The organism is Sorangium sp. So ce302 (genome assembly GCF_051530145.1).
GTDB classification, from domain to species: domain Bacteria; phylum Myxococcota_A; class Polyangia; order Polyangiales; family Polyangiaceae; genus Sorangium; species Sorangium cellulosum_B.
In genome coordinates this window covers 11186809-11209628 of sequence record NZ_CP150326.1, presented here as the reverse complement: position 1 = coordinate 11209628, position 22820 = coordinate 11186809, and the positions used below count along the sequence as shown (strand labels likewise).

The window sequence follows — 22820 nt, the reverse complement described above, 5'->3', positions numbered from 1 at the left end:
GCGCGGGACGGCGGGGGTTCGGTCAGACGGCGCCCTCGGCGGCGGCGAAGCCGGCGCGGGTGATCTCCTGCACGCCCTTGCGCGTGACGAAGTCGCGGAAGCTCTCGCCCTCGGCGCGGCCGGCCATGTAGAAGCGCGCGATCGCGGCGATGACCTTGGGCGTCTCCTCCTCGGGGATGCGGCCGTCGAGGCGCTCGCCGATGCGCGCGCTCGGGCCGCAGCCGCCGCCCACGCGGAGCGAGTAGTGCGGGCGCTCGACGCCGTCCTTGCCCTTCACCATCAGGCCCGTCATCCCGATGTCCGCGACGTGGTGCTGACCGCACGAGTTCGGGCACCCCGAGATCTTGATGTCGAACTCGCCGACCGCGCTGACGAAGTCGTCGGTCTCCTGGCGGCTGCCGTTCGGCACCAGGTGATCCCGGATGCGCGCGCCGACCTCCATGCTCTTCGTGATGGCGAGCGTGCAGTAATCGCCGCCCGGGCAGGTCACCACGTCGGTGATGTGCCCCGAGTCCGCCTCGGCGAGGCCGATCTGCGAGAGCTCGCGGTGCAGGTTGAGCAGCTGCCCCTCCGGCACCCAGCGCAGCACGAAGTTCTGGGTGTTCGTCGCCCGCACCTCGCCGTTGCCGTAGCGCCGCGAGAGGTCGGCCAGGCGCCTCAGCTGCTCGCTCGTGATGTCGCCGAGCGGCAGCTTGACCGTCGCCACCCGGTAGCCGGTCTGCTTCTGCGCGATGGTGTTGGTCCGCTTCCAGCGCGCGAACGCGCCGTCGCCGAGCGTCTCCCGCAGCGGCGTGAGCGGGGGCGGAGCGTTCTCCCGGTACCCGGCCACCTGCTCCGTCAGCTCGGCCGCGAGCGCCTCGCCGCGCTCCGCCTTGATGCGAGCGAACTCCTCGTCGAGCCTGCGCAGGAACTCCGCCTCGCCGATCTTGCGCAGCAGGAACTTGAGGCGCGCCTTCTTCCGGTTCTTCCGCTCCCCGTCCCGGTGGAACACGCTCACCACGGCCTCGCACACCGGCAGCAGATCGGACTCCGGGATGAACTCCTTCCAGAGGTGCGCGATCTCGGGCGTCGAGCCGAGCGAGCCGGCCACGTAGACCGCGAAGCCGCGCCCGCGGTCGCCGATCTTCGCGAGCAGACCGACGTCGTTGATCATGATCTGCGCGTGATCGCGCGCGCTCCCCGAGAAGGCCACCTTGAACTTCCTCGGTAGCCGCCGGTTGTGCTCGTGGAAGAGGAAATGCTCGGTGACGGCGAGCGCATAAGGCGTCACGTCGAACACCTCGTCCTCGACCACGCCAGCGAGGTGGGACGCGGTGATGTTGCGCAGCGTGTCCGCGCACGCGCCGACCGTCGTCACCCCCGCGCTCACGAGCACGCGCTGCAGGTCGATCGTCTCCTCGATCTCCAGGTAGTGGAGCTGGATGTCCTGGCGGGTCGTGACGTGCGCTAGCCCGCGACCCCACCGTTCCGTGACCTCCGCGAGGGCTTCCAGCTGCGCAGCCGTGAGCTGCCCTCCAGGAATCTTGATCCGCTGCATGTGCTTCACGTGCGCGAGCTGCGCGTAGACACCCATGGCCAGCCGCAGAGGGCGGAACTGGTCGGGGGTCAGCTCACCACGTTTGAATTGGGCGACGTTCTCGGCGTGTACGTCGATGGCCGCCGCAAGGCGCTCGACTCGTTGCGACATATCCGATGGTATTCCCTATATTTCCGACGCGTCAAGTGCGACAATTATCACTGCCGGTTCCACGAGGTATCCAGCCCCCAGCACCATGAAGACCGCTCTGCCGAACTCGACCGAAGCCGTGCACGCGGGCGTACTCCGCCAGCGCCCCTCCCACACCCTCGCGCCTGCGATCGCGCAGACGGCGACGTACACCTTTGCGAACACGGCGGACCTCGAGCGCTATTTCGCCGGAGGCGACGCGGATCCCGAGCGGCAGGAGTACGGTCGCTACGGCAATCCCACGGTGCGCGAGGTCGAGCAGCGCATCGCGGCGCTCGACCGCGCGGAGGATGCGCTGCTCTTCGCGAGCGGGATGGCGGCGGTGACGACCACGGCGTTCGCGCTCCTCAAGGCGGGCGATCACGTCATCCTGTTCCGCGACGTGTACCGCCGCACGCGGCAGTTCGTGATCAACGTGCTGTCGCGGCTCGGCGTCGAGCACACGCTGATCGACCCGGGCGCGTTCGATCAGCTCGAGGCGGCCATCCGGCCGCGCACCCGCTTCGCGCTCAGCGAGTCGCCGACGAACCCCTACCTCCACTGTATCGACCTGTCCCGCTTCGCCGAGATCTGCAAGAAGGCGCGGGTGAAGACGGTCGTCGACGCGACGTTCGCGACCCCCTGCAACTCCGACCCGATCGGCCGCGGCATCGACCTCGTGGTCCACAGCGCCAGCAAGTACCTGTCCGGCCACAACGACGTCCTGGGCGGCGCGGTCTCCGGATCGAGCGCGCTGATCTCGCTGATCCGCGACATGCGGAGCGTCCTTGGGGGCATCATGGATCCCCACGCCGCGGCGCTGATCGGGCGCGGGATGAAGACGCTCGCGCTCCGCATCGAGCGGCAGAACGCGACCGGGCTCGCCGTGGCGCGCGCCCTCGAGGCGCACCCCGCGGTGGAGCGGGTGTTCTACCCGGGGCTCCCGTCGCACCCGGATCACAAGGTCGCGGCGGAGCAGATGCGCGGCTTCGGCGGCGTCGTGAGCTTCACCGTGCGCGGCGGGCGAGAGGCGGCGTCGCGCGTCGTGGACGGAGCGCGCATCGCCGCGATCGCCCCGAGCTTCGGCGGCGTGGAGACGCTCATCGAGCAGCCCTGCATCATGAGCTTCCACGAGCTCAGCGACGAGCAGCTCGCGGCGATCGGCATCTCCCCCGCGCTGATCCGCCTGTCGGTCGGCATCGAGGAGACCGAGGACGTCGTGAGGGACGTCCTCGGCGCGCTCGACGCGCTCGGCGAGGCCTAGCCCCGCGAGCGAGCGCGCCGCCCACGCGAATCCGCCGCGAAGCGGCGCAGAAGTCCGACCCTCCCTGGCGGGCGGAGCTAGCCCCCGAGCTTCTTCAGCTTCCGCTGCAGCGTCCGCCGGTCGATCCCGAGCAGCTTCGCCGCGGTGGCCACCACGCCGCCCGACTCCCTCAGCGCGGCGCGGATCGCCTCGCGCTCGAGATCGTCGAGCTTCAGGCTCCCCGGCGGCGGCGTCGGCGCCGCCGAGGCCGAGGGCGGGGGCCGCTGGCGCTCCCGGAGGCTCGCGGCCTCGCGCAGCAGCTTGTCCGCGTCGACGGGCTTGCTGAGCAGCGTGTCGGCGCCCTCGCGCATCGCCGCCACCGCGAGCGGGATGTCCCCGAACCCGGTCAGCATCACGATCGCCGCGTCGGGCTGCAGCTTGCGGTACTGGGCGAGCGCGCTGAGCCCGTCGCCGCGCGGCATGCGGTAGTCGATGACCACGAGGTCCACCGGCTCGTACTCGAGCGCCACGAGCCCCTCGTCGATCGTCGCCGCCGTCCTCGCCACGACCCCGCGGCGGCGCAGCGCGCCCTGCAGGGTGGTGCGGAACGCGTCGTCGTCGTCCACGAGGAGCGCCGTCTCGATCCGTCGCGTCATCTTCACCTCAGGCGGCCCCGGAGCGCTTCAGCGCGCCGGGCAGATCCGCGTCCATGGGGCCCGTGCCCCCGTCGAGGCGGAGGCGCAAGGTCGCCTTCGCGCCGCCGGTCTCGACGCTCTCCATGCGCAGCACCGCGTTCATGCGGGAGGCCATCATCGAGCTGATGTAGAGCCCGAGCCCCATTCCTCCCTGCGACATCTTCGTCGTCTGGAACGGCTCACCGAGCCGCCCGGCGATGTCGGGGTTGAGCCCCGGCCCGTTGTCGGAGACCCCGATCTCGCAGAGGTCGCCGCGCTCGACGACGCTCACCTCGATCCGCTGCTCGGTCGAGTCGGCCGTCGCCTCGGCGGCGTTGGCGAGCAGGTTGACGAGCACCTGGCAGAGCGCCGGCCGCAGCACGTCCGCCTGCACTGGCCGCGGCGTGTCGAACGCGAGCTCGCCGCGGTAGCCGAGCCGCGCGAGCTCGACCTTCGCCAGGTCGCGGACGAAGCGGGTGAGCTCCAGCGGCTCCATCCGCTGATCGAGCCGGATCTGGCCGCGCATCAGCCCGATGATGTCGCTCGCGCGCCGCGCCTCGCCGGCCACGGTCTCGGCCATGCGCGCGGCGTCCTCGGAGCCCGTCTCGCGGGCCACATCGACGAGGTCCTTGCTCGCGAGGAGGATCGTCGCGAGCGGCGTGCTGAGCTCGTGCGACATCCCGCCGACCATGCGCCCGAGCATCGCCAGCCGCTCGTTCCGCTGGCTCTGCTGCCGGAGCTCCTCCAGCCTGTGCGCGTAGACGACGACGAAGAAGCCGAGGAACAGCGTCAGCGACGTGAGCGACACGAGGTCGCCGAGCCGCCGGATGCGCTCGCCGCCGAGGGGCGCCGCGTCGAGCGGCAGCGGCGTCGCGTACGTGAGCACGGCGATGGCGGCCAGCGTCAACAGGCCCACGAGCACGGTCGTGCGCCGCGGGCAGAGGAGGCCGGAGAGCGCGATGTGGAAGGCGAGGAAGACGGCGAAGGGGTTCGCCAGCCCGCCCGAGAACCAGAGCATCCAGGCGTTCGCGATCACGTCGCCCACGAGCTGGGCGCGCGCGTGATCCTGCGCGGGCTCGCGCGCCGAAGGCTCGCCCCCGTCCGGCCGGCGCGCGCGCCGGACCCGGAAGGTCCAGGCGACGTTGGCCGCCGCGATCGCGGCGATGCCGACGATCAGCGGAGCGAGCCCGAGGTCGGGGACGAGCTTCCTGCCCGCGACCGTGGTCGCGATCATCCCCGCGATCGCCCCCCACCGCAGCTGGATCAGCCACCTGTCGGCGGTGTCCCAGGACGGGGGCTTCGGCCCGGAGAGCAGGACCGCGAGCCGCCGGCGCGCCGCAGGGGGCGCGCCGCTCTTGGCGGGGTCGTGCCCTGCGTCAAGCGACCATGGCTGGAAGGAGGAGTGCATCCGCGCGCGGACAGGGGGGCTTTCCAGGGCGCGGTCGAGGCGTCCGGCGTCCATCCCGGAGCAACCTTCCGACGTTGCCTTGCATCCGCTCCCTTGTACCGCGCACGAAAGCCGCGAGCACGCGCGAGGTGCGCCCCGGCCCACATCCGGGGGGTGTCAGGAAAAACCCCAGCGAATACCGTGACTTGGAATTGTTGGCTGGGTTACGTTCTGCCTCGCGCCGGCGGGGCGCTCGGCCCCGGGCTGGTCACTTGGCCTCTTCGGCTCCGTTGCCGTGCGCGCCGTGCGCGGGCGGCGGCGGCGCCTTGTGCGCCCGCTTCATCCTCCAGTCGTCGGCGGCGCGCTTGCCGTCGAACGGCGCCTTGATGTCCGCCGGCCGCTCGCCCTCGATCCCCTCGGCCCGGCCGCGGTTGGCCGTGTCGAACATGGTGAAGCCGATGAAGATCGCCAGGAAGATGAGCGACGACGCGAAGATCAGGGTGTGGAACTTATGGTCCCACTTGAGGTGCATGAAGATGAGCGCCACGACGCCCGCCTTCATCGTCGCGATGAGGACCGCGATCGCCAGGTTGGCCGCGCCGAGGTCGACGTAGCTCGCGCCCACGGTGACGACCGTGAGCACGAGCAGCGCGAGCCACGTGGCGATGTAGACCTTGAGCGGCAGGACGTGAGGCACGTGGTCTGCGCCGTGGCCATGGCCGTGCCCGTGCCCGTGCGCGCCAGCTGCTTCTGCGTGTGTCGACATGCTGTCCTCTAGGCCTCAGCCCACCAAGTAGAGCAGGGGGAAGAGATAGATCCAGATGAGGTCGACGAGGTGCCAGTACAGCCCCACCCCTTCGACCGGCGAGTAGTAACGGCTCGAGAACTCACCGCGCAGGTTGCGGATGAGGATCCAGGTGATGAGCCCCATCCCGATGACGACGTGCAGCCCGTGGATGCCCGTCATCATGAAGTAGATGGCGAAGAACGTCCCCGCGTGGGCCGTGGTGAAGCCCTGGGCGGTGAAGTACTTCCCGGGCAGGAGGCCGTCGTGGAACTTGTGCTGGTACTCGAAGTACTTGATCACAAGGAACACGGCCGCGCAGAGCAGGGTCACCACGAGCAGCCGGGTGGTGGTCTTCTGATCGCTCCTCTGCGCAGACCGGACGGCGAGCGCCATCGTCAGGCTGGAACAGATGAGCACGATCGTGTTGATGCCGCCCATCACCTTGTCGAGGTGATGGTGGGCTTCCACGAACGAGTCGAAGAACCAGCCCCGGAAGATGGCGAACGCGCAGAACAGCCCGCCGAAGAGCAGGATCTCCGTGACCAGGAAGAGCCAGATGCCCATCCTGCCGGCGTCGAACTGCGTGTCGGCGGAATCGAAATGATGGGCGACGTGGAAGTCGGCAGACAGGGCGGTGCCTGCCTTGTTCGGCCGGTCGGCGGTCTCGGCGTGCGCGCTCATGCGTTCTCCGTGTCGAAGTCGTAGGCGCCCTTGGTCACGACCGGGGTGCGGACGAAGTTCTCGGTGATGGGCGGGGAGGCGGTGGTCCACTCGAGGCTGAGCCCACCCCAGGGGTTCGCCGGCGCCGGAGCGCCGGAGCGCAGCGATTTGATGAAGCAGATGATCATCACGAGGAAGCCGAGGCCCAGGATCCACGAGCCCACGGTCGAGAAGGCGTGCAGCGGCTGGAACTGGTCCAGGTAGTTGTAATAGCGGCGCGGCATCCCGCGGCTACCGAGGACGAACTGCGAGAAGAACGTGACGTTGAAGCCGATGAAGACCAGAACGCAGGAGATCGACGCGAGCCGCTCCGAGTACATCTTGCCCGTGATCTTGGGCCACCAGTGGTGGAGCCCGCCGATGTAGGCGATGACGGTGCCGCCGACCATCACGTAGTGGAAGTGCGCGACCACGAAGTACGTGTCGTGCAGGTGCAGATCGACGCTGAGCATCCCGAGGAAGACGCCGGTGAGCCCGCCGATCGAGAAGAGGATGAGGAACGACAGCGCGTACAGCATCGGCGCGCTGTAGCTGATGGAGCCGCGCCACAGCGTCGCGATCCAGTTGAAGACCTTCACGCCGCTGGGGATGGCGACGAGGAAGGTCAGGAACGAGAACATGATCGCCGCGAACTCGCTCTGGCCGGAGGTGAACATGTGGTGGCCCCACACGAGGAAGCCGACCAGGGCGATGGCGACGCTGGAGAACGCGATCGCCTTGTAGCCGAAGACCCTGCGCCGCGCGTGGACCGAGATGAGCTCGCTGATGATGCCCATGCCCGGCAGGATCATGATGTAGACGGCCGGGTGGCTGTAGAACCAGAAGAAGTGCTGGTAGAGCACCGGGTCGCCGCCGAGCGCCGGGTCGAAGATGCCGATGTGGAACGCGCGCTCCGCGATGAGCAGGAGGAGCGTGATGCCGAGGACCGGCGTGGCGAGGATCTGGACGATGCTGGTCGCGTAGATCGCCCAGAGCATGAGCGGCATCTTGTACCAGCCCATCCCGGGGGCCCGGAGCTTGTGCATCGTGACGATGAAGTTCAGCCCCGTGAGCACGCTGGAGAAGCCCAGGATGAACACGCCGAACGTGACGCTCAGGACCGACGTCGTGGTCACCGTGCTCGAGTACGGCACGTAGAACGTCCAGCCGGTGTCGATGCCGCCCGTGACGAGCGACGACAGCGTGAAGAGCGCGCCGATCCAGTAGAGATACAGGCTGAGGAGGTTCAGCTTGGGGAAGGCGACGTCCTTCGCGCCGATCATGATCGGCAGGAGGAAGTTGCCGAGCGCGCCGGGGATGCTCGGGATGATGAACAGGAACGTCATCACCGCGCCGTGGAGCGTGAACATCTGGTTATAGGTGTTCGCGCTCATCAGCGTCTCCTTCGGCGTCAGCAGCTCGAGCCGGAGGACGAGCGCGAACACCCCGCCCATCGCGAACGCGATGAACGTGCTGATGAGGTACATGAGGCCGATCCGCTTGTGATCGACCGTGGTGAGCCACGACATGATCCCGCTCTGGGCCCGGATGTAGTCCGTTCCGTGGCCGGCGTCGGGTGCCGTATTGACGTCGAGGGTTGTTACGGTCTGCGACATGACTGCTTCTCCCCGGCGCTCACTTCACCGACTTCAGATAAGCGATGAGCGCGTCCACTTCTTTGTCCTTGAGGAGCCCCTTGAACGACGGCATCACCGGCGGGTAGCCGCGCACGACCTGGCCGCCGGGGTTGAACACGCTCTCGCGGAAGTAGTTCTCGTCCGCGATGAGCTTGGATCCGTCCGCGAGCTCCTCCTCGCGGCCGAAGAGCCCCTTGAGCGACGGGCCCTGGATGCGCGTCCCGTCGAGCGAGTGGCAGGTCGCGCAGCTCCGCTTGGCGAAGAGCAGCTTGCCGAGCTCCTCGGGCGGCAGGTCGCTGTTGTTGTTGCCCTCGAGCCACTTCTCGAAGTCCGACTGCTCCAGCACCTTGACCGTGGCGAGCATGTCCGAGTGACCGGAGCCGCAGTACTCGGTGCACAGGAGCACCGTCTCTCGCGTCTCCGTCGCCTCGAACCACAGCGACGTGTACGACCCCGGGACCACGTCCTGCTTCACGCGGAACTCCGGGATATAGAAGCTGTGGAGGATGTCCTTCGAGCTCATGATGAGCCGCACCGGGCGCCCCCGCGGCACGGCGAGCTCGTTCACGGTCGTCGTCCCGTCGGGGTAGGTGAACGTCCACAGGTACATCTCGCCCGTGACGTTGATCTCGTAGGACTCGGCCGGCGCGACGGAGGCGTGCACGTAGCCGCGCATGCCCACGAAGAAGAGCGCGATCACGATGGCGAGCGGGATCAGCGTCCACACGACCTCGACCGTCGTGCTGTGGTCGATGGGGCTCGTCTTGTCGCGCTCGCTCCGCCGCTTGTACTTGATGGCGAAGAGCACCGTCGCCCCTGCCACCAGGATGAAGAAGAGGACGGAGACCCAGTAGGCCGCGTCCCAGCCGGCGTCGATGTGCTCAGCGAGCGTCGAGCCCTGGCGGGGCAGCCAGAAGGAGCCGAGTTCGATCGGGTTTTTCATCACCATAGTTGTGGCTCCGCCACCTTGTATCTAGGAAGCCTCGTTTACACGCGCCCTCGTGCGGGAGCGTTCAGTCCGCCAGAAGCGAATGAGCCAGAGCCCGATGAGCACGACGGTGACGACGCCTGACGCCATCATCAGCCGCCTCGTCGCCAGGACGTACCCTCGGGCGTTGGGATCGTAATGGAAACAGAACAAGAGCACCCGATCCCAGGCGCTCCCGACCTGCCCGCTGCCCGCTTCGCGCAGCGCGAGGCCGAAGTTCTTCTGTGGGAAGGAGATGCCGTACAGCGTGCGCGACAGGCGTCCGTCGGGCGTGAAGACGAACGCGCCCGCCGCGTGTGCGTACTGCTTGGTCGTCTCGTCCCACCGGTAGTGGAAGCCCACCGCGTCGGCGAGCGCGCGCACCGACGCCTCGTCTCCGACGAGGAAGTCGAAGCCGTCGCCGGTGACCGGCTTGCCGTACGCCTCGATGTAGTTCGCCCGCTTCTTGCGCGCGGCTTCGGGCGTATCGCGGGGGTCGAAGCTGACGACGAGGGCGCGGTACTCCTCGCCCGCGGTCCAGGCGCTCTCCTTCATGGCCTGGAGCACGCCGTTCAGGACCAGCGAGCACAGCATCGGGCACTCGAAATAACCGAGCACCAGGACGAGGGGCTTGTCGCCCGCCGCATATTTGGCGAGCTCGACCTCTTGCCCCGACTGGTCGCGGAGCCGGAGCTTCTGCGGGAGCAGGGCTCCCGGCCGCTCCTCGATGTCGATGCCGGCGAGCTCCGTCGGAATGGTCGTGTCCGCAGCTCGCGCGCTCCGCGCCGGGGTGACCGTGGCCACCACGAGCGCGAGAACGGCGAGCAGGGCAGACAGCGGGCGGGACATCACTGCTCCGGAGCGGGGGTCGCCGGGGCTGCGGGCTTGGGCGCCGCGCCTGCAGGCGCGGCGGGCTTGGCGTCCGCGGGCTTTTCGGGCTTCACGGCGTCGGCGGGCTTGGCCGTCTCGGCGGGCTTCACGGCGTCGGCGGGCTTGGCCGTCTCGGCGGGCTTGGCGGCGTCCGAGGGCTTCGCCGCGTCCTTGTCGCCCGGCTTCGCTGCATCTTCACCCTTCGAGGGCTCGCCGGCGGCGCCCTCGGCGGGCTTCGCCGCGCCGTCCGTCGGCTGCGCGCCCTCGGTCGTCGCGGCGGGAGCGGCCGCGGCCCTCACGCGCTTCTCCTGGTAGTCCTTCAGGGTGAGCGCGACGGCCTGATCGATCGGGATGCGGACGACGCCCTTCTTCTCGTCAGCCCACTGGTAGCGGCTGAGCCGCTCCTTCTCCAGGGCCCGCAGGGCGCGGACCCCGCTGCTCGGCGGCTCCAGCACCTTGGTCGAGATCTCGCGCTCCATCGTCGACTTGAAGATCTCGTTGACGAAGAGCACGACCACCACGATGGAGAACAGCGTGGCGATCACGATCACGAAGATGAGCGAGTTGTTCGGTCGATCCACCTCGGCCTGGGCCTCGGCGTGATCGGTCGCTGTGTTGTCGGTCGCTTCGCTCATGGCCGGCTCCTTACGGGTTGTCGATCCGAGCCGCTTCGGCAAGGTGAGGGTCGTTCAGGGGATACAGCGGGCTCTTGGCCGCCTGGAGCGCGAGCATCCAGGCTCCCACGCCCAGCGGGCCGAGCAAGCCGGCGAGGTCGATCCAGCTCAGGTGCGCGCCGTGGTGATCCACGTTCGGCATGACGAGCCAGTAGAGGTCGACGTAGTGCATCACGAGGAGGAGCACCGACGCCGCGCCGAGCACGAGCGGGCTCCGCTTCGCGTGCCGCGACAGGAGGACGAGGAACGGAACGACGAAGTGCCCGAACAGCAGGGCCAGGCTCACGACCTTCCACGAACCCTCCCAGCGGTGCTGGTAGAAGATCGTCTCCTCCGGGATGTTCGCGTACCAGATCAGGATGAACTGCGAGAACGCGATGTAGGCCCAGAAGATCGTGAAACCGAAGAGCAGCTTGCCGATGTCGTGCTGGCGCTCGACGTTGCTCACCTTGCGCAGGAGCCCCGCCTTGTGGAGCGCGATCGTGATCAGCGCGAGCGCCGAGAGGGAGCTCGTGGCCGAGCCGGCGAACACATAGACGCCGAAGATCGTCGAGTACCAGTGCGGGTCGATGCTCATCAGCCAGTCGAACGCCGCGAACGAGATGGTCAGGGCGAAGACGATGACGGCCGGGGCGGCCCCGGCGCGCATCCTCGCGGTGGGCCGGAAATCGGCGCTCTTGTCCTGCGCGCGGGAGGTCTTGATGAACCAGAGCGCGAGGCCCGCCCACGCCGCGAGGAACACCACGGCGCGGATGTAGAAGAACGTCGGGTTCAGGTAGGGCGCCTTCTGGTGGAGCACATGATCGTTCGCCGCGTCGGGCCCCATCCAGTGATGGTAGATGTCGTGGGCGAGCACCGCGACCGGGAGGAAGAGCACGATGCAGGCGGGCAGGATGCCGCTCATCCACTCCATGTGGCGGCGCGCGGCCGCCGACCAGCGCGCGCGGGTCAGGTGCTGGATGATCACGAAGAACAGCGCGCCGAGCCCGATCGTCACGAGCCACGTGAAGCCGGTGAGGTACGAGAACGCAAAGCGCTTCGCGTCGGAGACCGCCGCCGCCGCCGAGAGCACCACGCCGACGATCGCCAGCACCATGCTCCCCGAGACGAGCCGCTTCGCGACCGCCGGATCGAGGACCTTCGTGTCCTCGGCCAGAGCACTTCCGTGGGACTTCATGGAGTTCCGCTCTCCTTCGCGATGTTGCCCCGCTGGGCCTCGGGCACGTCGTCGACGCGCGCGTGCTGGCTGTGCTGCAGCACGCGCACCCACGTGACGATCGCCCACCGGTCCTTGACCGGGATCTGCTTCCGATAGGACGGCATGTTGCGCACGCCGTTCGTGATGACGTTGAAGATCTCGCCGTCGGGCAGGCCGAGGGCCCGGTCGGACGCGAGGTCGATGGGGGGCGGGTACCCGCGCTTCACCACCATGCCCTGGCCGCTCCCGCTCTGGTCGTGGCACGGCGCACAGTAGATGTTGAAGCGATCCTGGCCGCGTCGGATCACCGCCTCATCGACGGTGATGGGCGCGAACGCCAGGAACGTCTCGCCGTCCTTGCCGGTGCGGTAGGCCTCGCTCTCGTCGAGCGCTCCCTGCGGCACCGTGCCTTCGACGATCGGCCGCATCGCCCGCCCGTCGGGGAACAGGCGGGTGCCCTCCTCGGGCTGGAACTTGGGCTGCCAGTCCATGTCTCCGAAGAGGTGGATCGGCGGATCGCTGCTCGCCTGTCCGCGGCAGCCTGCCAGGACGACGAGGAGGGGAATGCACCAGCGCTTCACGAGGAGACCTCCCGGATGCCCTGGGCGCCGAGGCGCTGGAGGAGGTTGCGCGTCTCCGTGGAATCGAACTTCGGGTCGCTCGCCTCGACGCTGATGAAGAAGGCGTCGTCGGTCGCCCGCGGGAACGAGGGGTGCGTCATGGTGGGGTGGAACAAGGTGGGCAGGCGCCCGAGCGCGAAGAGCCCGAAGAAGCACGTGAGCGCCGCGAAGAGGACCGTGAGCTCGAAGAAGATGGGGATGAAGGCCTGGTACGAGAACGACGGCTTGCCGCTGATGATGAGCGGATAGTCGTAGTACTGCGTGTACCAGGCGAGCGCGATGGCGCTGGCGAGCCCCGCCGCCCCGCCGCCGAGCACGAGCCACGGCAGCGGAGACGGCTTGAGCCCCATCGCCTTCTCCAGCCCGTGCACGGGGAACGGCGTGTGCGCGTCGAAGCGGCTGTACCCGGCGTCCCGGAGCGCCTCGCACGCGTGGAAGATGTCCTTCGGGGTCGTGAAGAAGCCCATCATCCCGAACAGGGCCGACTCCCCGTCCGCCTCCTGCTCGACCTTGCGCTCCAGCTTGCGCTCGATCGCGAGCGCGGCCTGACCGTGCGGCCCGCTCTCGCGGGGCTCGTCGTACTCCGCGTCGTCCTCGGGCACGTGGCCCTGCGGCTTGATGTCGGGCTGGCTATCGCGCGCGGAGTCCTTGAGCGCTCGTGCCTCCTCGGCCGAGGCGGGCTTCCCGGAGCGCTTCTGGCGTCGAGCATCGCTGTTACGCTGCATGATGAGCCTCGTCGTTGCTGTGCGAGCCGTGAGGATCGGCCGCCGCCGTGACCCCCTTCACCTCGCTGATCGCGACCATCGGCAGGTAGCGGACGAACAGCAGGAAGAGCGTGAAGAAGAGGCCGAACGAGCCGAAGAACGTCGAGATGTCCCAGATGGTCGGGCGGAAGTAGGTCCAGCTCGAGGGGAGGAAGTCGCGGTGGAGGCTCGTCACGATGATGACGAAGCGCTCGAACCACATCCCGATGTTGACCAGGATCGAGATGATGAACATCGCGGGGATGCTGGTGCGCACCTTCTTGAACCAGAAGAGCTGCGGGAAGATCACGTTGCAGCTCACCATGGTCCAGTAGGCCCAGGCGTACGGGCCCAGGATGCGGTTCCGGAAGGCGAATTGCTCGTAGCCGTTGCCGCTGTACCAGGCGATGAAGAGCTCCATCCCGTACGCGTAACCGACCATGGTGCCGGTCGCGACGATGACCTTGTTCATGTTCTCGAGGTGCCGCATCGTGATGAGCCCCTCGAGACCGAACGCCTTGCGCGCGAACACCATCAGCGTGACGACCATCGCGAACCCGCTGAAGATGGCGCCCGCGACGAAGTACGGCGGGAAGATCGTCGTGTGCCAGCCGGGGACGATCGAGACGGCGAAGTCGAACGACACGATCGTGTGCACGCTGAGCACGAGCGGCGTCGAGAGCCCGGCGAAGATCAGGTAGGCCTTCTCGTAGTGGAGCCAGTGGCGGTGCGAGCCGCGCCAGCCGAGGCAGAGGATCCCGAAGACGATCTGCTTCGTCCGGGTCGTGGCCCGGTCGCGGATCGTGGCGAGATCGGGGATGAGCCCGACGAACCAGAAGAGGGTCGAGACCGTCGCGTACGTCGAGACGGCGAACACGTCCCAGAGCAGCGGGCTCTTGAAGTTCGGCCAGATGCTCATCTGGTTCGGGATCGGGAACAGCCAGTGGGCGAACCAGATCCGGCCCAGGTGGGCCACCGGGTAGATGGCGGCGCACGCGACCGCGAAGATCGTCATCGCCTCCGCGGCGCGGTTGATGCTCGTCCTCCACTTCTGGCGGAAGAGGAAGAGGATGGCGCTGATCAGCGTGCCGGCGTGGCCGATACCGACCCAGAACACGAAGCCGGTGATGTCCCACGCCCAGTTGACGGTGGTGTTCAGCCCCCAGATACCGATACCGGTACCGACGAGGTGAACGAGCGAGCCGGCGAGGATGAAGAGGATGCTGATGGCAAGGCACAGCAGGACGAGCCACCCGGGGGGGCGCTTGCTGAGGACGATGCCCGAGATCTTGTCGGTGAGAGAGCGGAAGTCGTCCTTCCCCTGCACGAGGGGCGCCTCGTCCAAGAGGGCGGCGCGGTCCGAGAGCCGGGGGTGGTCGACCTGGAGGGGTGCTGTGGCGCTCATGCGTCGGCGAGCTCCGGGTTCTTGTTGCGGATCTTGGCGAGGTAGGTGACCCGCGGCTTGGTGTTGATCTCGTCCAGCAATCTGTAACCGCGCGGGCTAGCGGCCGTCGCGGCCACCTGGCTCTTGGGGTCGTCGAGGTCGCCGAAGACGATGGCCTGCGTCGGGCAAGCGCCCTGGCACGCGGTCACGACCTCGCCGTCCTTGATGTGCTCCCGCCCCTCTCGCTTGGCGTCGATCTTGGCGTGGTTGATCCGCTGCACGCAGAAGGTGCACTTCTCCATGACGCCCCGCGATCGGACGGTGACGTTGGGGTTGAACTGCATCTTCCGCTCCTCCGAGTCCGGCTGGTTGTACTCGAGGAAGTTGAAGCGACGGACCTTGTAAGGGCAGTTGTTGGCGCAGTACTTCGTGCCGACGCACCGGTTGTACGCCATGTCGTTCAGCCCCTCGGGGCTGTGCGTCGTGGCGGCGACCGGGCAGACCTGCTCGCACGGCGCGTTCTCGCAGTGCTGGCAGGGGAGCGGCTGCGAGATGCTCTCCGGCTCGTTCGGGTCCGTGCCCTGGAAGTAGCGGTCGATCCGGAGCCAGTGCATCTCGCGGGTCTGCCGCACGCCGTCGGCGCCGACGACCGGGATGTTGTTCTCGGCCTGGCAGGCGACGACGCACGCGTTGCAGCCGAGGCAGGCGTTGAGATCGATGGTCATGCCCCAGGCGTGCCCCTGCCGCCGGTTCGGCTCCTTGAACAGGCTGAGGAGCGGCGGCACGTGGACCTGCTTCTGGGCGAACTCCGCGTCCTTCTGGAACTCGGCGAGCGTCCCCTCGCGCGCGAGCGGGCGGCCCTCCATCACGAAGTGCTCCTGGGTGCGCGCGAGCTCGACGACCTCGCCGGTCTTCTCCAGCGAGAAGCCGCCGGCGAGCTCGAAGGCGTCGCTCTTGCGCAGCGGGGTCGTGTCGACGCCGACGCCATGGCCGACCCGGAGCCGCGCGCGCCGCCCCTGGCCGACGGTGATGCCCACCGAGTCGTCCGCCTGCCCCGGCGCGACGAGGACGGGGATCCGCACCGACGCGCCGCTGCCCGTCAGCGTCACGACGTCGCCGTCCTTCAGGCCGAGCCGCGCCGCCGTCGAGGGCGAGAGGTTCGCGGCGCTGCCCCAGGTGAGCTTCGTCATCGGGTGGGGCAGCTCCTGGAGCCACCCGTTGTTCGCGAACCGACCGTCCCACGCGTGCACGTCGGGCCGGAAGGTCACCTCCAGGCCCTCGCCCACGGCGGGCGCGAACGCGCGCAGCGCCTCGATCGCGCCCTGCGCCGCGGCGGCCACCTGCTCGTCCGCGAGCTGGGTCCCCGCGACGAGGCCGTCGTGCAGCGCGCGGCGGAAGTCGTCCTCGGTGCGCTTCGCGCCCTCGGCGGTCAGCCAGGTCGCCCGCACCAGGTCGTACGCCGTCCGCGAGCCGCCGAGCAGGAGCTCGATGACCTCGGCGTCGGTCCTGCCGCCGAAGAGCGGCGCGATGAGCGGCTGCGCGATGCTGGCCGTCCCGTCCTCCGCCCGCACGTCGCTCCACGACTCCAGCGGGTGGGCGCGGTTCAGGTGCCAGCGGGTGCGCTCGCTCGTCTCGTCGACGTGCGTCGAGACGTGCACGCTCACGGGCACCTTGGCGAGCGCGTCGGCGAAGCGCGCGTCCGCGGGCGCGTCGAAGGCCGGGTTGCCGCCCAGGATGATCAGCGTCTCGACCTCGCCCTTCTCGATGGAGCGCGCGAGCTCGACGAGCGCCTCGGGGCCCTCGCGCGAGTCGTCGAAGGGCGCGACGAGCCGGACCGCCTTGCCCGTGTTGTCGAGCGCGAGGTTGATGAGGTGCACGAGCCCGTGGACCTCCTTCGGCAGCGAGCGCCCGGCCACGACCGCGCCCTGACCCCGGTTGGCGACGAGGTCGGCGGCGATGGCGGCGACGTGCCGGGTCGCCTTGGCGTCGAGCCCTTCCGATTTGCCCTCGAGCGCGTTGAGCAGCTGCGGGTCGAGCGCGACCCCGCGCTTGCCGAGCTCGGTCGCGAGGGCGAAGGTGAAGGCGGGGATCTTGCGGCTCTGGATGCGGAGCCGGTGATCCGCGGCCGCGCCGGTGATCGTGAAGGTGCTCTCGACGGAGTAGAGGCGGTTCATCGCCTTCGGGTCCTTGTCGACCGCGCGGCCCGCCGTGAACGCGCGCCCCTGCTTGAGCGGGCTGCCGTCGGAGGCGAACAGGTCGGCGTCGATCGCGACGATCACGCGCGCCTTCGTCAGGTCGAGCGTGGTCTCGAGCGGCTTGCCGAACGCGAGCCGCGCGCCCTCACGCGCGGCGTCGCGCGAGAAGGGCTCGTACCGGACGACGCGCGCCTCCGGCAGCGTCTTGCGGAGATCGGCGAGGCGCGCGGCCAGCGTCGGCGATCGGTGCGCCTCGGTCAGGATCGTGAGCCCCTTGCCGCCGCGGCCGCGGAGCTTGTCGCCCTCGGTGCGCAAGAACGCCGCGGCGTCGTCCCACGACTTTTCGGTCGCGCCCTCGCGCGGCGACTTGCTGCGATCGGGATCGTAGAGGTCGAGGATCGTGGCCTGGATGTAGAGCGTGGTTCCGCCGACGCTCTCGGGGTGCTTCGGGTTGCCCTCGATCTTGGTGGGCCGTCCCTCGTGGCTCTCGACGATGACGCCGAAGGCCGTGCCCATCATCGGGAGCGCCGTCGCGAAGAACAGCGGCTTGCCCGGGATGACCTCCTCCGGGGTCCGCGAGTACGGCAGGATCTGCTCGACAGGCCGGCGGCAGCCCACGAGGCCACCGAGCGCGAGCGACGCGCCCATGAGGCTCAGGAACGTGCGCCGCCCCACGCCCTCCGGCGGCTCGAACGCGGCCGGCGGGAACTCGCGCCCGAGCGCGTCGACGAAGTCGGGCGAGCCGGAGAGCTCGTCCAAGCTGCGCCAGTAGGTCTTTCCAGAGAGGTCCTGGGCGAGGGGGAGAGGAGTTCGTTTACTCATCGGTGGCACCCCGAGCAATGAAGCGGCGCCTGCACCTGCCGCCCGGAGGAAGTGACCGCTGGCACGCGATCGTTGTAAGGCTCGTGGCTCGCGGGGATGCCGGCGCCCGCCATGGCGGCCGTCGCGGGTGCCATATCCATCTTGGTGACGTCGGCGGGATTGCGGAGGTTGGGCCCCGGATTGCGGTGGCAGTCCAGACACCATCCCATCGAGAGCGGCTGGACCTGCCGGACCTTGTGCATCTGGTCCACGCGGCCGTGACAGCTCACGCAGCCGACCCCTGCGGCCAGGTGGGCCGAGTGGTCGAAATAGGCGTAGTCGGGAAGGTTGTGGACGCGCACCCAGGGGATGGGTTGATCCGTCGCCCAGCTCTCCTGCACGAGGAGGAGCTTTTCGCTGTCCCGCCGCACCTTGGCATGACAGTTCATGCACGTCTCGGTGGGGGGAACCGCGGCGAAGCTGGATACCTCTACTGTGCTGTGACAGTAGCGGCAGTCGATGCCGAGGTCGCCGGCGTGCAGCTTGTGGGAATAGTCAACCGGTTGATCCGGCTGATACCCGACCTCGAGGTGTTTGTTGGTACCGTAGTACCAGAATCCGCCGATCACAGCGGCGCCGAGGGGCAGGACTCCGAAGAGCAGCCCCAGCGGAACCACTTTGTTGGCCCATCGTGGGAACAGGAACCGAGCCATAGGGTTGTGGTGGGCGTCGGAGGGACGCGCGGGCGCAGTTATGGCTTGCTGGCGGGGTGCGACAAGACGGCAAAGTGCCGCGTGACTGCGGCACTTTGCCGCTGTGGGTAATTGAGGCTCCACGCCGCGGCAGGTCGCCGCGGGGGCGCGGCAAGTTGCCGCGGGTGCAAGCGTCCGTCCTTACGACACGGTGGCGAACTGGATGCGACACCGGATCGAAAAATTCTCGAAACGTCGACGCCGGCCGGGGAACGTTCCGGGGAAGCCAGGGGAAGGGGAGGGCCTGGCGAGCGAGGGGCCGCCGACCGTGCCGAGGCCGCCTGCCCGGGGAGCTCAGAACACCGGCGTGAACGTGCGTGGGGCCTTCTTTTTCCTGAGGCAGCGGGTCGCCCTGCTGATGTAGCAGACGGTGAACGCTCGCCTCGGCTGGCCGCTCCGGTTCACGGCGGAGCAGTGCCAGAGGTAGTTGTGGATCAGCAGGGCCTCGCCCGCGCGCGCCGGCAGCGCGATCTTGCGGGCGTCCGCGTCGGCCGCGTGCACGCGGTCGCTCGGAATGACGCCGCCGAGCGGCGTCGCGAGCCCGTCGATGTGGCTGCCTTCCAGCACCTCCACGCAGCCGCCGCCGGCGGGCGCGTCGTCGAGCGCGGTCCAGATCTGCAGCTCGGGGTCGCGATCCAGACCCCAGTAGCTGCCGCCGTCCTGGTGCCAGGGCAGCGGCGTCCCTCCGGACGCGGCCTTGTTGAAGAGCACGGCCCGGTAGATGGAGACCTCTCCGTCGATGAGCGCGCGCGCGATCCTCTCGAAGAGCGGGTTCTCGATCCAGGCGAGGAACAGCGGATCCTTCTCGAGCTTCTCGAGCTTCCGGTACGACGTGCTCGGCCCCTGGTAGCCCTTGCCGTACGGCAGATCCTCGTAGCGGCCCGACGCCGCGTCGTGCTGGAAGAAGAGCCCGGGGTACGTGACGCGCCCGAGCATCAGGTCATCCGAGCGCGCGCGCAGCGCCGCGAGCCCCGCGTCGGTCATCACGCGCCCGAGGCGGGCGTGGCCGCGGGCGGCGTAGTCGGCCAGGGGGCCCGCGAGATCGAGGTCCCTGGCCCCGGGCAGCAGGAGCTCGATCATCGCGCGTAGCTCGCGTCGGTGCCCAGGTGATCGCGGTAGAGCGCGTCCATGCGCCGCGCCGCCTCCTCCGAGAGCGGGCGCCCGACGGCGTCGGCCGCCGCGTCGAGGTGCTCTGCCCGGACCGGGCCGACCAGGATGGAATCGACGACGTCCCGCCCCGCGAGCCAGGCGTACGACAGCGAGAGCAGGCTCATTCCTTCGTCCGCCGCCACCGCGGCGTAGCCGGCCGCGAGCTCGAACATGCGCCTGCTCCAGTACCGGCGCTGGTAGACGCCGTTGCGCTCGAAGCGCGAGCCCGCCTGCGTCGCCTCCGGCCCCGCGTGCCGCCCCGTCAAGAGCCCGCCGGCGAGCGGGTTGTACACCGCGGTGGCCAGCGCGTACCGCCGCGCGAAGGCGGCGTACTCGACGTCGAGCTGGCGGATCAGCGCGTTGTAGAGCACCTGAGAGACGGCGGGGCGCGGCTTCCCGACGGCGTCGCGGCGCGCGATGATCTCCAGGATCTGCCACGACGCGAAGTTGCTGATCCCGTACTGCAGGATCTTCCCCTGCTCGAGCAGGGCGTCGATCGCCGACAGCGTCTCCTCGAGGGGCGTCTCCGGGTCCGGCGCGTGGAGATAGCAGACGTCGACCCGGTCGGTGCCGAGGCGCGCGAGGCTCTCTTCGACGGCGCGGATCACGCGCTCGCGCCCGAGGCCCTCGGGCCTGCCCCGGACGCGGCGCAGGCCGACCTTGGTGGCGATCTGCGCCTCGGCCCGGCGGCCCCGGAGCGCCCGGCCGAGGATCCGCTCGGACGCGCCGTCCTGGTAGAGGTTCGCCGTGTCGAACGCGGTGATCCCTCGCTCGAGCGCGCGCAGGGTGATGCGCTCGGCCTCCTCGGGCGGCGTGCGGCCGCCGAAGTTCATCGTGCCGACGAGGATCGCGGGCGGCGCGCCCGGGCGCCGCTTCGCCGTCATTCCCGCCCTCACGTCGTCAGCCTTCACGTCAGGCGCCACGCCCTGCTCCTCACGCCCGCGCGACGAGGAGCGCGAGCACGTACACGATCAGCCATACAAGCCACAGGGTGCTCGTCCGCCGCCACCCCAGCCGGAAGCCGTACATCGGCGCGAGCGGCGGCACCACCAGCGCGACGACCCCGCGCCAGCGGGGCTGGCTCCGGAGCGCGAGCCGCGCGGCCAGCGCGACGTGAGTGGTCACCCAGGCGGCGAACGAAAGGACGAGCGTCGCGGTCGCCGCGATATCCTTCACGGGGCGAAGCCTAGCGTCGCCGGCGCGCCCCGCCTCTGGAAAACGGCGACCCTGGGCAGCGCGGCGACCTCCCGGCGCGGCCCGAGCCCGCGCTCTGTCGCGCTACCAAATCCGGGCTAAGCTTGGCCCGTGCCTCTGCGCAACATGCCGTGGTTTCGTCCGGATTCCTTCCTCACAGCGCGCGCCGCCCCGCTCGCGACCCGCAGCGCGAGGGCGATCGCGGGCGCCGCCCGCGCCCTCGTCGACCGCGACGGCCGCCTCATCCCCCTGAGCCTGCTCGCCGGCGCGGCGTGCAGCGTCGCCGTCGGCGTCGGCGCGGCCCAGGCGATCTCCGCTCCGCCCGATACGTTGCCGCTCTCCGAGGTAAAGCCGGGCATGAAGGGGTACGGCCTCACCGTCTTCTCCGGCACCACGCCCGAGAAGTTCGACGTCGAGGTCATCTCGACGCTCCGCAATTTCCGGCCGAACCAGGACCTCGTCCTCGTCAAGACGCAGCACCCGCGCCTCGAGGTCGCCCGCACCGTGGCGGGGATGAGCGGCAGCCCGATCTACCTGAACGGCAAGATGATCGGCGCCTACGCGTACGGCTGGCTCTTCGGCGCGGAGGCGATCGCCGGCGTCACCCCGATCAAGTCGATGCTCGACGAGCTCGCGCGGCCGCTCCCGCGCGGGATCGCCCCGAAGGTCGGCGGCCCGCTGCCCGCCCCGGTGAGCCGCGCCGGCGGCGCGCCGCCGCCGCGCGCCGCCGCGCCGGCCCGCCTGCACGGGAGCCGCGGCTTCCTGGGGGCCGTCGACGCCTACGACCTCGCCGGCCACGCCAGCCAGGTCGCCGCGCGCGTCGCGCCGTCGCTCTCCCCGCCCGAGTCGACGGGCCTCGCGCGCGCCTCGACGCCGGTGATGCTCGGCGGGCTCGGCGGGACGTCGCTGCGCATCGCGAGCGATCTGCTCGGCCCCATGGGGCTCGATCCGATGCAGGCCGGCGGCGGCTCGTCCGCGAGCCCGGAGCCGGGCGCGCCGACCAGGTACGTCGACGGGGGGGCGATCGGCGTCGAGCTCGTGCGCGGCGACATCTCCGCGATGGGCATCGGCACGGTCACGCGCGTGTCGGGCGACAAGCTGGTCGCGTTCGGCCACCCGATGATGAACGGCGGCGTCACGAACCTCCCCGCCGCGATCGCGCGGGTCCACTGGATCCTCGCGAGCCAGAACCGGAGCTTCAAGATCGGCGAGGCGGTGCGGCCTCTGGGCACGCTGGTGAACGATCGGCAGGCCGCGATCGTCGTCGACAGCTCGGCGAAGGCGCCGGTCTTCCCGATGCGCGTCCAGATCGACGGCGTGGAGGGCGCGCCGCACCCGACGTGGAACGTCGAGGTCGCGCACGATCAGTTCCTCGCGCCCGCCTTCGTCTCGATGGCCGTCGGCAACGCCGTCGAGGCGACGACGGCCGAGCGGCGGGACATGACCTGGCGGGCGGTGAGCCAGGTGAAGATCGGGCGCTACGGCGCCATCTCGCTGGTCGACTTCGGCGCCGGCAACGGCACCCCGCTCAGCAGCGACGATTTCGTCCGCAGCCGGCTCGTACGGGCGATGGGGGCCCTGCTCAACAACCCCTGGGAGGACGTCTCGATCGAGCGCGTCGACACCCGCGTGAAGGTCACCTTCGATCGCGAGGTCGTGCTGCTGCGCGGCGCGAAGGTGCTCGAGCCGGAGATCGAGGCGGGCGCGCCCGCGCGGATCCGCCTGGATCTCCAGCCTCATCAGGGCCCCATCGAGTCGCGCGTCATCGAGGTGCCGGTGCCGCGCGAGCTCGCCGGCAGCCAGGTGGACATCGATCTCGCGCCCGGCTACGAGGTGGAGCGCCCGATGGCGACCCCGAACAACGTCGCCGAGCTCGTGGCGATGCTGCCGAGCCAGACCCACGACGCGGAGAGCGTCGTCGCGACGTTCCGGCTCCGGGAGAACGGCGCGGCGTACCGCGGCAAGGTCGCCTCGCGGCTCCCCCCGGGCGCGATGGACACGCTGCGCCCGAGCTCCGCGTCCGACGCGCCCGAGACCTTCGGCGCGCAGGTGCAGGTGCCGGTGTCCCTCAAGCGCTTCCTGGTCGGGAAAGACTCCGTGAGCGTCACGGTCCGGCCTATCCTCCGCTGAGCCCGCCGGTC

General features: G+C 69.6%; 20 protein-coding genes. 2 read left to right on the top strand and 18 right to left on the bottom strand.

The features are described from left to right. Nucleotides 1-22: 22 nt before the first annotated feature. Nucleotides 23-1687, bottom strand: a complete 1665-nt coding sequence (locus tag WME73_RS42425) for a nitrite/sulfite reductase (RefSeq protein ID WP_437913310.1) — start codon at nucleotides 1685-1687, stop codon at nucleotides 23-25. Nucleotides 1688-1772: 85 nt separating this feature from the next. Between WME73_RS42425 and WME73_RS42420 the strand changes: the two genes are divergently transcribed. Further along, nucleotides 1773-2969: a trans-sulfuration enzyme family protein gene (locus WME73_RS42420; RefSeq protein ID WP_437853618.1), complete on the top strand. Its 1197-nt coding sequence runs from the start codon at nucleotides 1773-1775 to the stop codon at nucleotides 2967-2969. Nucleotides 2970-3046: 77 nt separating this feature from the next. Here the strand turns inward: WME73_RS42420 and WME73_RS42415 are convergent, their stop codons facing one another. The 17 genes from WME73_RS42415 to WME73_RS42335 form a co-directional block, all read right to left on the bottom strand. Then, nucleotides 3047-3604: a response regulator transcription factor gene (locus WME73_RS42415; protein ID WP_437741956.1), complete on the bottom strand. Its 558-nt coding sequence runs from the start codon at nucleotides 3602-3604 to the stop codon at nucleotides 3047-3049. Between the two features lie 7 nt (nucleotides 3605-3611). Continuing rightward, entirely contained in the window at nucleotides 3612-5084 is a 1473-nt protein-coding gene (locus WME73_RS42410; protein ID WP_437741955.1) for a sensor histidine kinase, read from the bottom strand. A 193-nt stretch (nucleotides 5085-5277) separates the two neighbouring features. Further along, on the bottom strand, nucleotides 5278-5775 hold the full coding sequence (locus tag WME73_RS42405; RefSeq protein WP_437741954.1) for a cytochrome C oxidase subunit IV family protein: 498 nt from the start codon (nucleotides 5773-5775) through the stop codon (nucleotides 5278-5280). Nucleotides 5776-5790: 15 nt separating this feature from the next. Next, on the bottom strand, nucleotides 5791-6477 hold the full coding sequence (locus tag WME73_RS42400) for a cytochrome c oxidase subunit 3 family protein (RefSeq protein WP_437741953.1): 687 nt from the start codon (nucleotides 6475-6477) through the stop codon (nucleotides 5791-5793). Continuing rightward, complete coding sequence (gene ctaD, locus WME73_RS42395) at nucleotides 6474-8111, bottom strand: cytochrome c oxidase subunit I (RefSeq protein WP_437741952.1); 1638 nt, start codon at nucleotides 8109-8111, stop codon at nucleotides 6474-6476. The genes WME73_RS42400 and ctaD overlap by 4 nt, the downstream gene beginning before the upstream one ends. A gap of 19 nt (nucleotides 8112-8130) precedes the next feature. Beyond that, nucleotides 8131-9075 (bottom strand): cytochrome c oxidase subunit II, encoded by a 945-nt coding sequence (gene coxB, locus WME73_RS42390; protein ID WP_437741951.1) that lies wholly within the window; start codon nucleotides 9073-9075, stop codon nucleotides 8131-8133. A gap of 30 nt (nucleotides 9076-9105) precedes the next feature. Next, nucleotides 9106-9948 (bottom strand): SCO family protein, encoded by an 843-nt coding sequence (locus tag WME73_RS42385; protein ID WP_437741950.1) that lies wholly within the window; start codon nucleotides 9946-9948, stop codon nucleotides 9106-9108. After that, the gene (locus tag WME73_RS42380; protein ID WP_437741949.1) at nucleotides 9948-10604 is read right to left on the bottom strand and encodes a hypothetical protein; all 657 of its coding nucleotides are present in this window, start codon (nucleotides 10602-10604) and stop codon (nucleotides 9948-9950) included. The genes WME73_RS42385 and WME73_RS42380 overlap by 1 nt, the downstream gene beginning before the upstream one ends. 10 nt (nucleotides 10605-10614) lie before the next feature. Continuing rightward, nucleotides 10615-11820 carry a hypothetical protein gene (locus WME73_RS42375; protein WP_437741948.1) on the bottom strand — a complete coding sequence of 402 codons (1206 nt, stop codon included), beginning with the start codon at nucleotides 11818-11820 and terminating at the stop codon, nucleotides 10615-10617. Continuing rightward, nucleotides 11817-12422 carry a c-type cytochrome gene (locus WME73_RS42370; RefSeq protein ID WP_437741947.1) on the bottom strand — a complete coding sequence of 202 codons (606 nt, stop codon included), beginning with the start codon at nucleotides 12420-12422 and terminating at the stop codon, nucleotides 11817-11819. Before WME73_RS42370 ends, WME73_RS42375 begins: the two co-directional genes overlap by 4 nt. Beyond that, nucleotides 12419-13186 carry a DUF3341 domain-containing protein gene (locus tag WME73_RS42365; RefSeq protein ID WP_437741946.1) on the bottom strand — a complete coding sequence of 256 codons (768 nt, stop codon included), beginning with the start codon at nucleotides 13184-13186 and terminating at the stop codon, nucleotides 12419-12421. The genes WME73_RS42370 and WME73_RS42365 overlap by 4 nt, the downstream gene beginning before the upstream one ends. Further along, nucleotides 13176-14609 carry an NrfD/PsrC family molybdoenzyme membrane anchor subunit gene (nrfD, locus tag WME73_RS42360; protein ID WP_437526711.1) on the bottom strand — a complete coding sequence of 478 codons (1434 nt, stop codon included), beginning with the start codon at nucleotides 14607-14609 and terminating at the stop codon, nucleotides 13176-13178. The genes WME73_RS42365 and nrfD overlap by 11 nt, the downstream gene beginning before the upstream one ends. Next, on the bottom strand, nucleotides 14606-17605 hold the full coding sequence (locus tag WME73_RS42355; protein ID WP_437913309.1) for a TAT-variant-translocated molybdopterin oxidoreductase: 3000 nt from the start codon (nucleotides 17603-17605) through the stop codon (nucleotides 14606-14608). The genes nrfD and WME73_RS42355 overlap by 4 nt, the downstream gene beginning before the upstream one ends. Next, a complete protein-coding gene (locus tag WME73_RS42350) occupies nucleotides 17602-18297 on the bottom strand; it encodes a cytochrome c3 family protein (protein ID WP_437711930.1) in 696 nt (231 codons plus the stop codon). The genes WME73_RS42355 and WME73_RS42350 overlap by 4 nt, the downstream gene beginning before the upstream one ends. A gap of 333 nt (nucleotides 18298-18630) precedes the next feature. Beyond that, a complete protein-coding gene (locus WME73_RS42345; protein ID WP_437741944.1) occupies nucleotides 18631-19416 on the bottom strand; it encodes a phytanoyl-CoA dioxygenase family protein in 786 nt (261 codons plus the stop codon). Further along, the gene (locus WME73_RS42340) at nucleotides 19413-20408 is read right to left on the bottom strand and encodes an aldo/keto reductase (RefSeq protein ID WP_437741943.1); all 996 of its coding nucleotides are present in this window, start codon (nucleotides 20406-20408) and stop codon (nucleotides 19413-19415) included. The genes WME73_RS42345 and WME73_RS42340 overlap by 4 nt, the downstream gene beginning before the upstream one ends. Before the next feature lie 10 nt (nucleotides 20409-20418). Then, nucleotides 20419-20661 carry a hypothetical protein gene (locus WME73_RS42335; RefSeq protein WP_437913308.1) on the bottom strand — a complete coding sequence of 81 codons (243 nt, stop codon included), beginning with the start codon at nucleotides 20659-20661 and terminating at the stop codon, nucleotides 20419-20421. Nucleotides 20662-20790: 129 nt separating this feature from the next. On the opposite strand from WME73_RS42335, the gene WME73_RS42330 reads away from it, so the two are divergent. Continuing rightward, nucleotides 20791-22809 (top strand): SpoIVB peptidase S55 domain-containing protein, encoded by a 2019-nt coding sequence (locus tag WME73_RS42330; protein WP_437913307.1) that lies wholly within the window; start codon nucleotides 20791-20793, stop codon nucleotides 22807-22809. The last annotated feature ends 11 nt before the right edge of the window (nucleotides 22810-22820 follow it).

Excerpts from the sequence above, each read along its gene's own strand:
- WME73_RS42400 (WP_437741953.1), bottom strand. The coding sequence starts at position 6,477 with ATGAGCGCGCACGCCGAGACCGCCGACCGGCCGAACAAGGCAGGCACC.
- WME73_RS42425 (WP_437913310.1), bottom strand. The coding sequence starts at position 1,687 with ATGTCGCAACGAGTCGAGCGCCTTGCGGCGGCCATCGACGTACACGCC.
- WME73_RS42355 (WP_437913309.1), bottom strand. The coding sequence starts at position 17,605 with ATGAGTAAACGAACTCCTCTCCCCCTCGCCCAGGACCTCTCTGGAAAG.
- WME73_RS42380 (WP_437741949.1), bottom strand. The coding sequence starts at position 10,604 with ATGAGCGAAGCGACCGACAACACAGCGACCGATCACGCCGAGGCCCAG.
- WME73_RS42410 (WP_437741955.1), bottom strand. The coding sequence starts at position 5,084 with ATGGACGCCGGACGCCTCGACCGCGCCCTGGAAAGCCCCCCTGTCCGC.
- WME73_RS42420 (WP_437853618.1), top strand. The coding sequence starts at position 1,773 with ATGAAGACCGCTCTGCCGAACTCGACCGAAGCCGTGCACGCGGGCGTA.
- WME73_RS42375 (WP_437741948.1), bottom strand. The coding sequence starts at position 11,820 with ATGAAGTCCCACGGAAGTGCTCTGGCCGAGGACACGAAGGTCCTCGAT.
- WME73_RS42385 (WP_437741950.1), bottom strand. The coding sequence starts at position 9,948 with ATGTCCCGCCCGCTGTCTGCCCTGCTCGCCGTTCTCGCGCTCGTGGTG.
- ctaD (WP_437741952.1), bottom strand. The coding sequence starts at position 8,111 with ATGTCGCAGACCGTAACAACCCTCGACGTCAATACGGCACCCGACGCC.
- WME73_RS42350 (WP_437711930.1), bottom strand. The coding sequence starts at position 18,297 with ATGGCTCGGTTCCTGTTCCCACGATGGGCCAACAAAGTGGTTCCGCTG.
- WME73_RS42365 (WP_437741946.1), bottom strand. The coding sequence starts at position 13,186 with ATGCAGCGTAACAGCGATGCTCGACGCCAGAAGCGCTCCGGGAAGCCC.
- nrfD (WP_437526711.1), bottom strand. The coding sequence starts at position 14,609 with ATGAGCGCCACAGCACCCCTCCAGGTCGACCACCCCCGGCTCTCGGAC.
- coxB (WP_437741951.1), bottom strand. The coding sequence starts at position 9,075 with ATGAAAAACCCGATCGAACTCGGCTCCTTCTGGCTGCCCCGCCAGGGC.
- WME73_RS42405 (WP_437741954.1), bottom strand. The coding sequence starts at position 5,775 with ATGTCGACACACGCAGAAGCAGCTGGCGCGCACGGGCACGGGCACGGC.
- WME73_RS42415 (WP_437741956.1), bottom strand. The coding sequence starts at position 3,604 with ATGACGCGACGGATCGAGACGGCGCTCCTCGTGGACGACGACGACGCG.
- WME73_RS42345 (WP_437741944.1), bottom strand. The coding sequence starts at position 19,416 with ATGATCGAGCTCCTGCTGCCCGGGGCCAGGGACCTCGATCTCGCGGGC.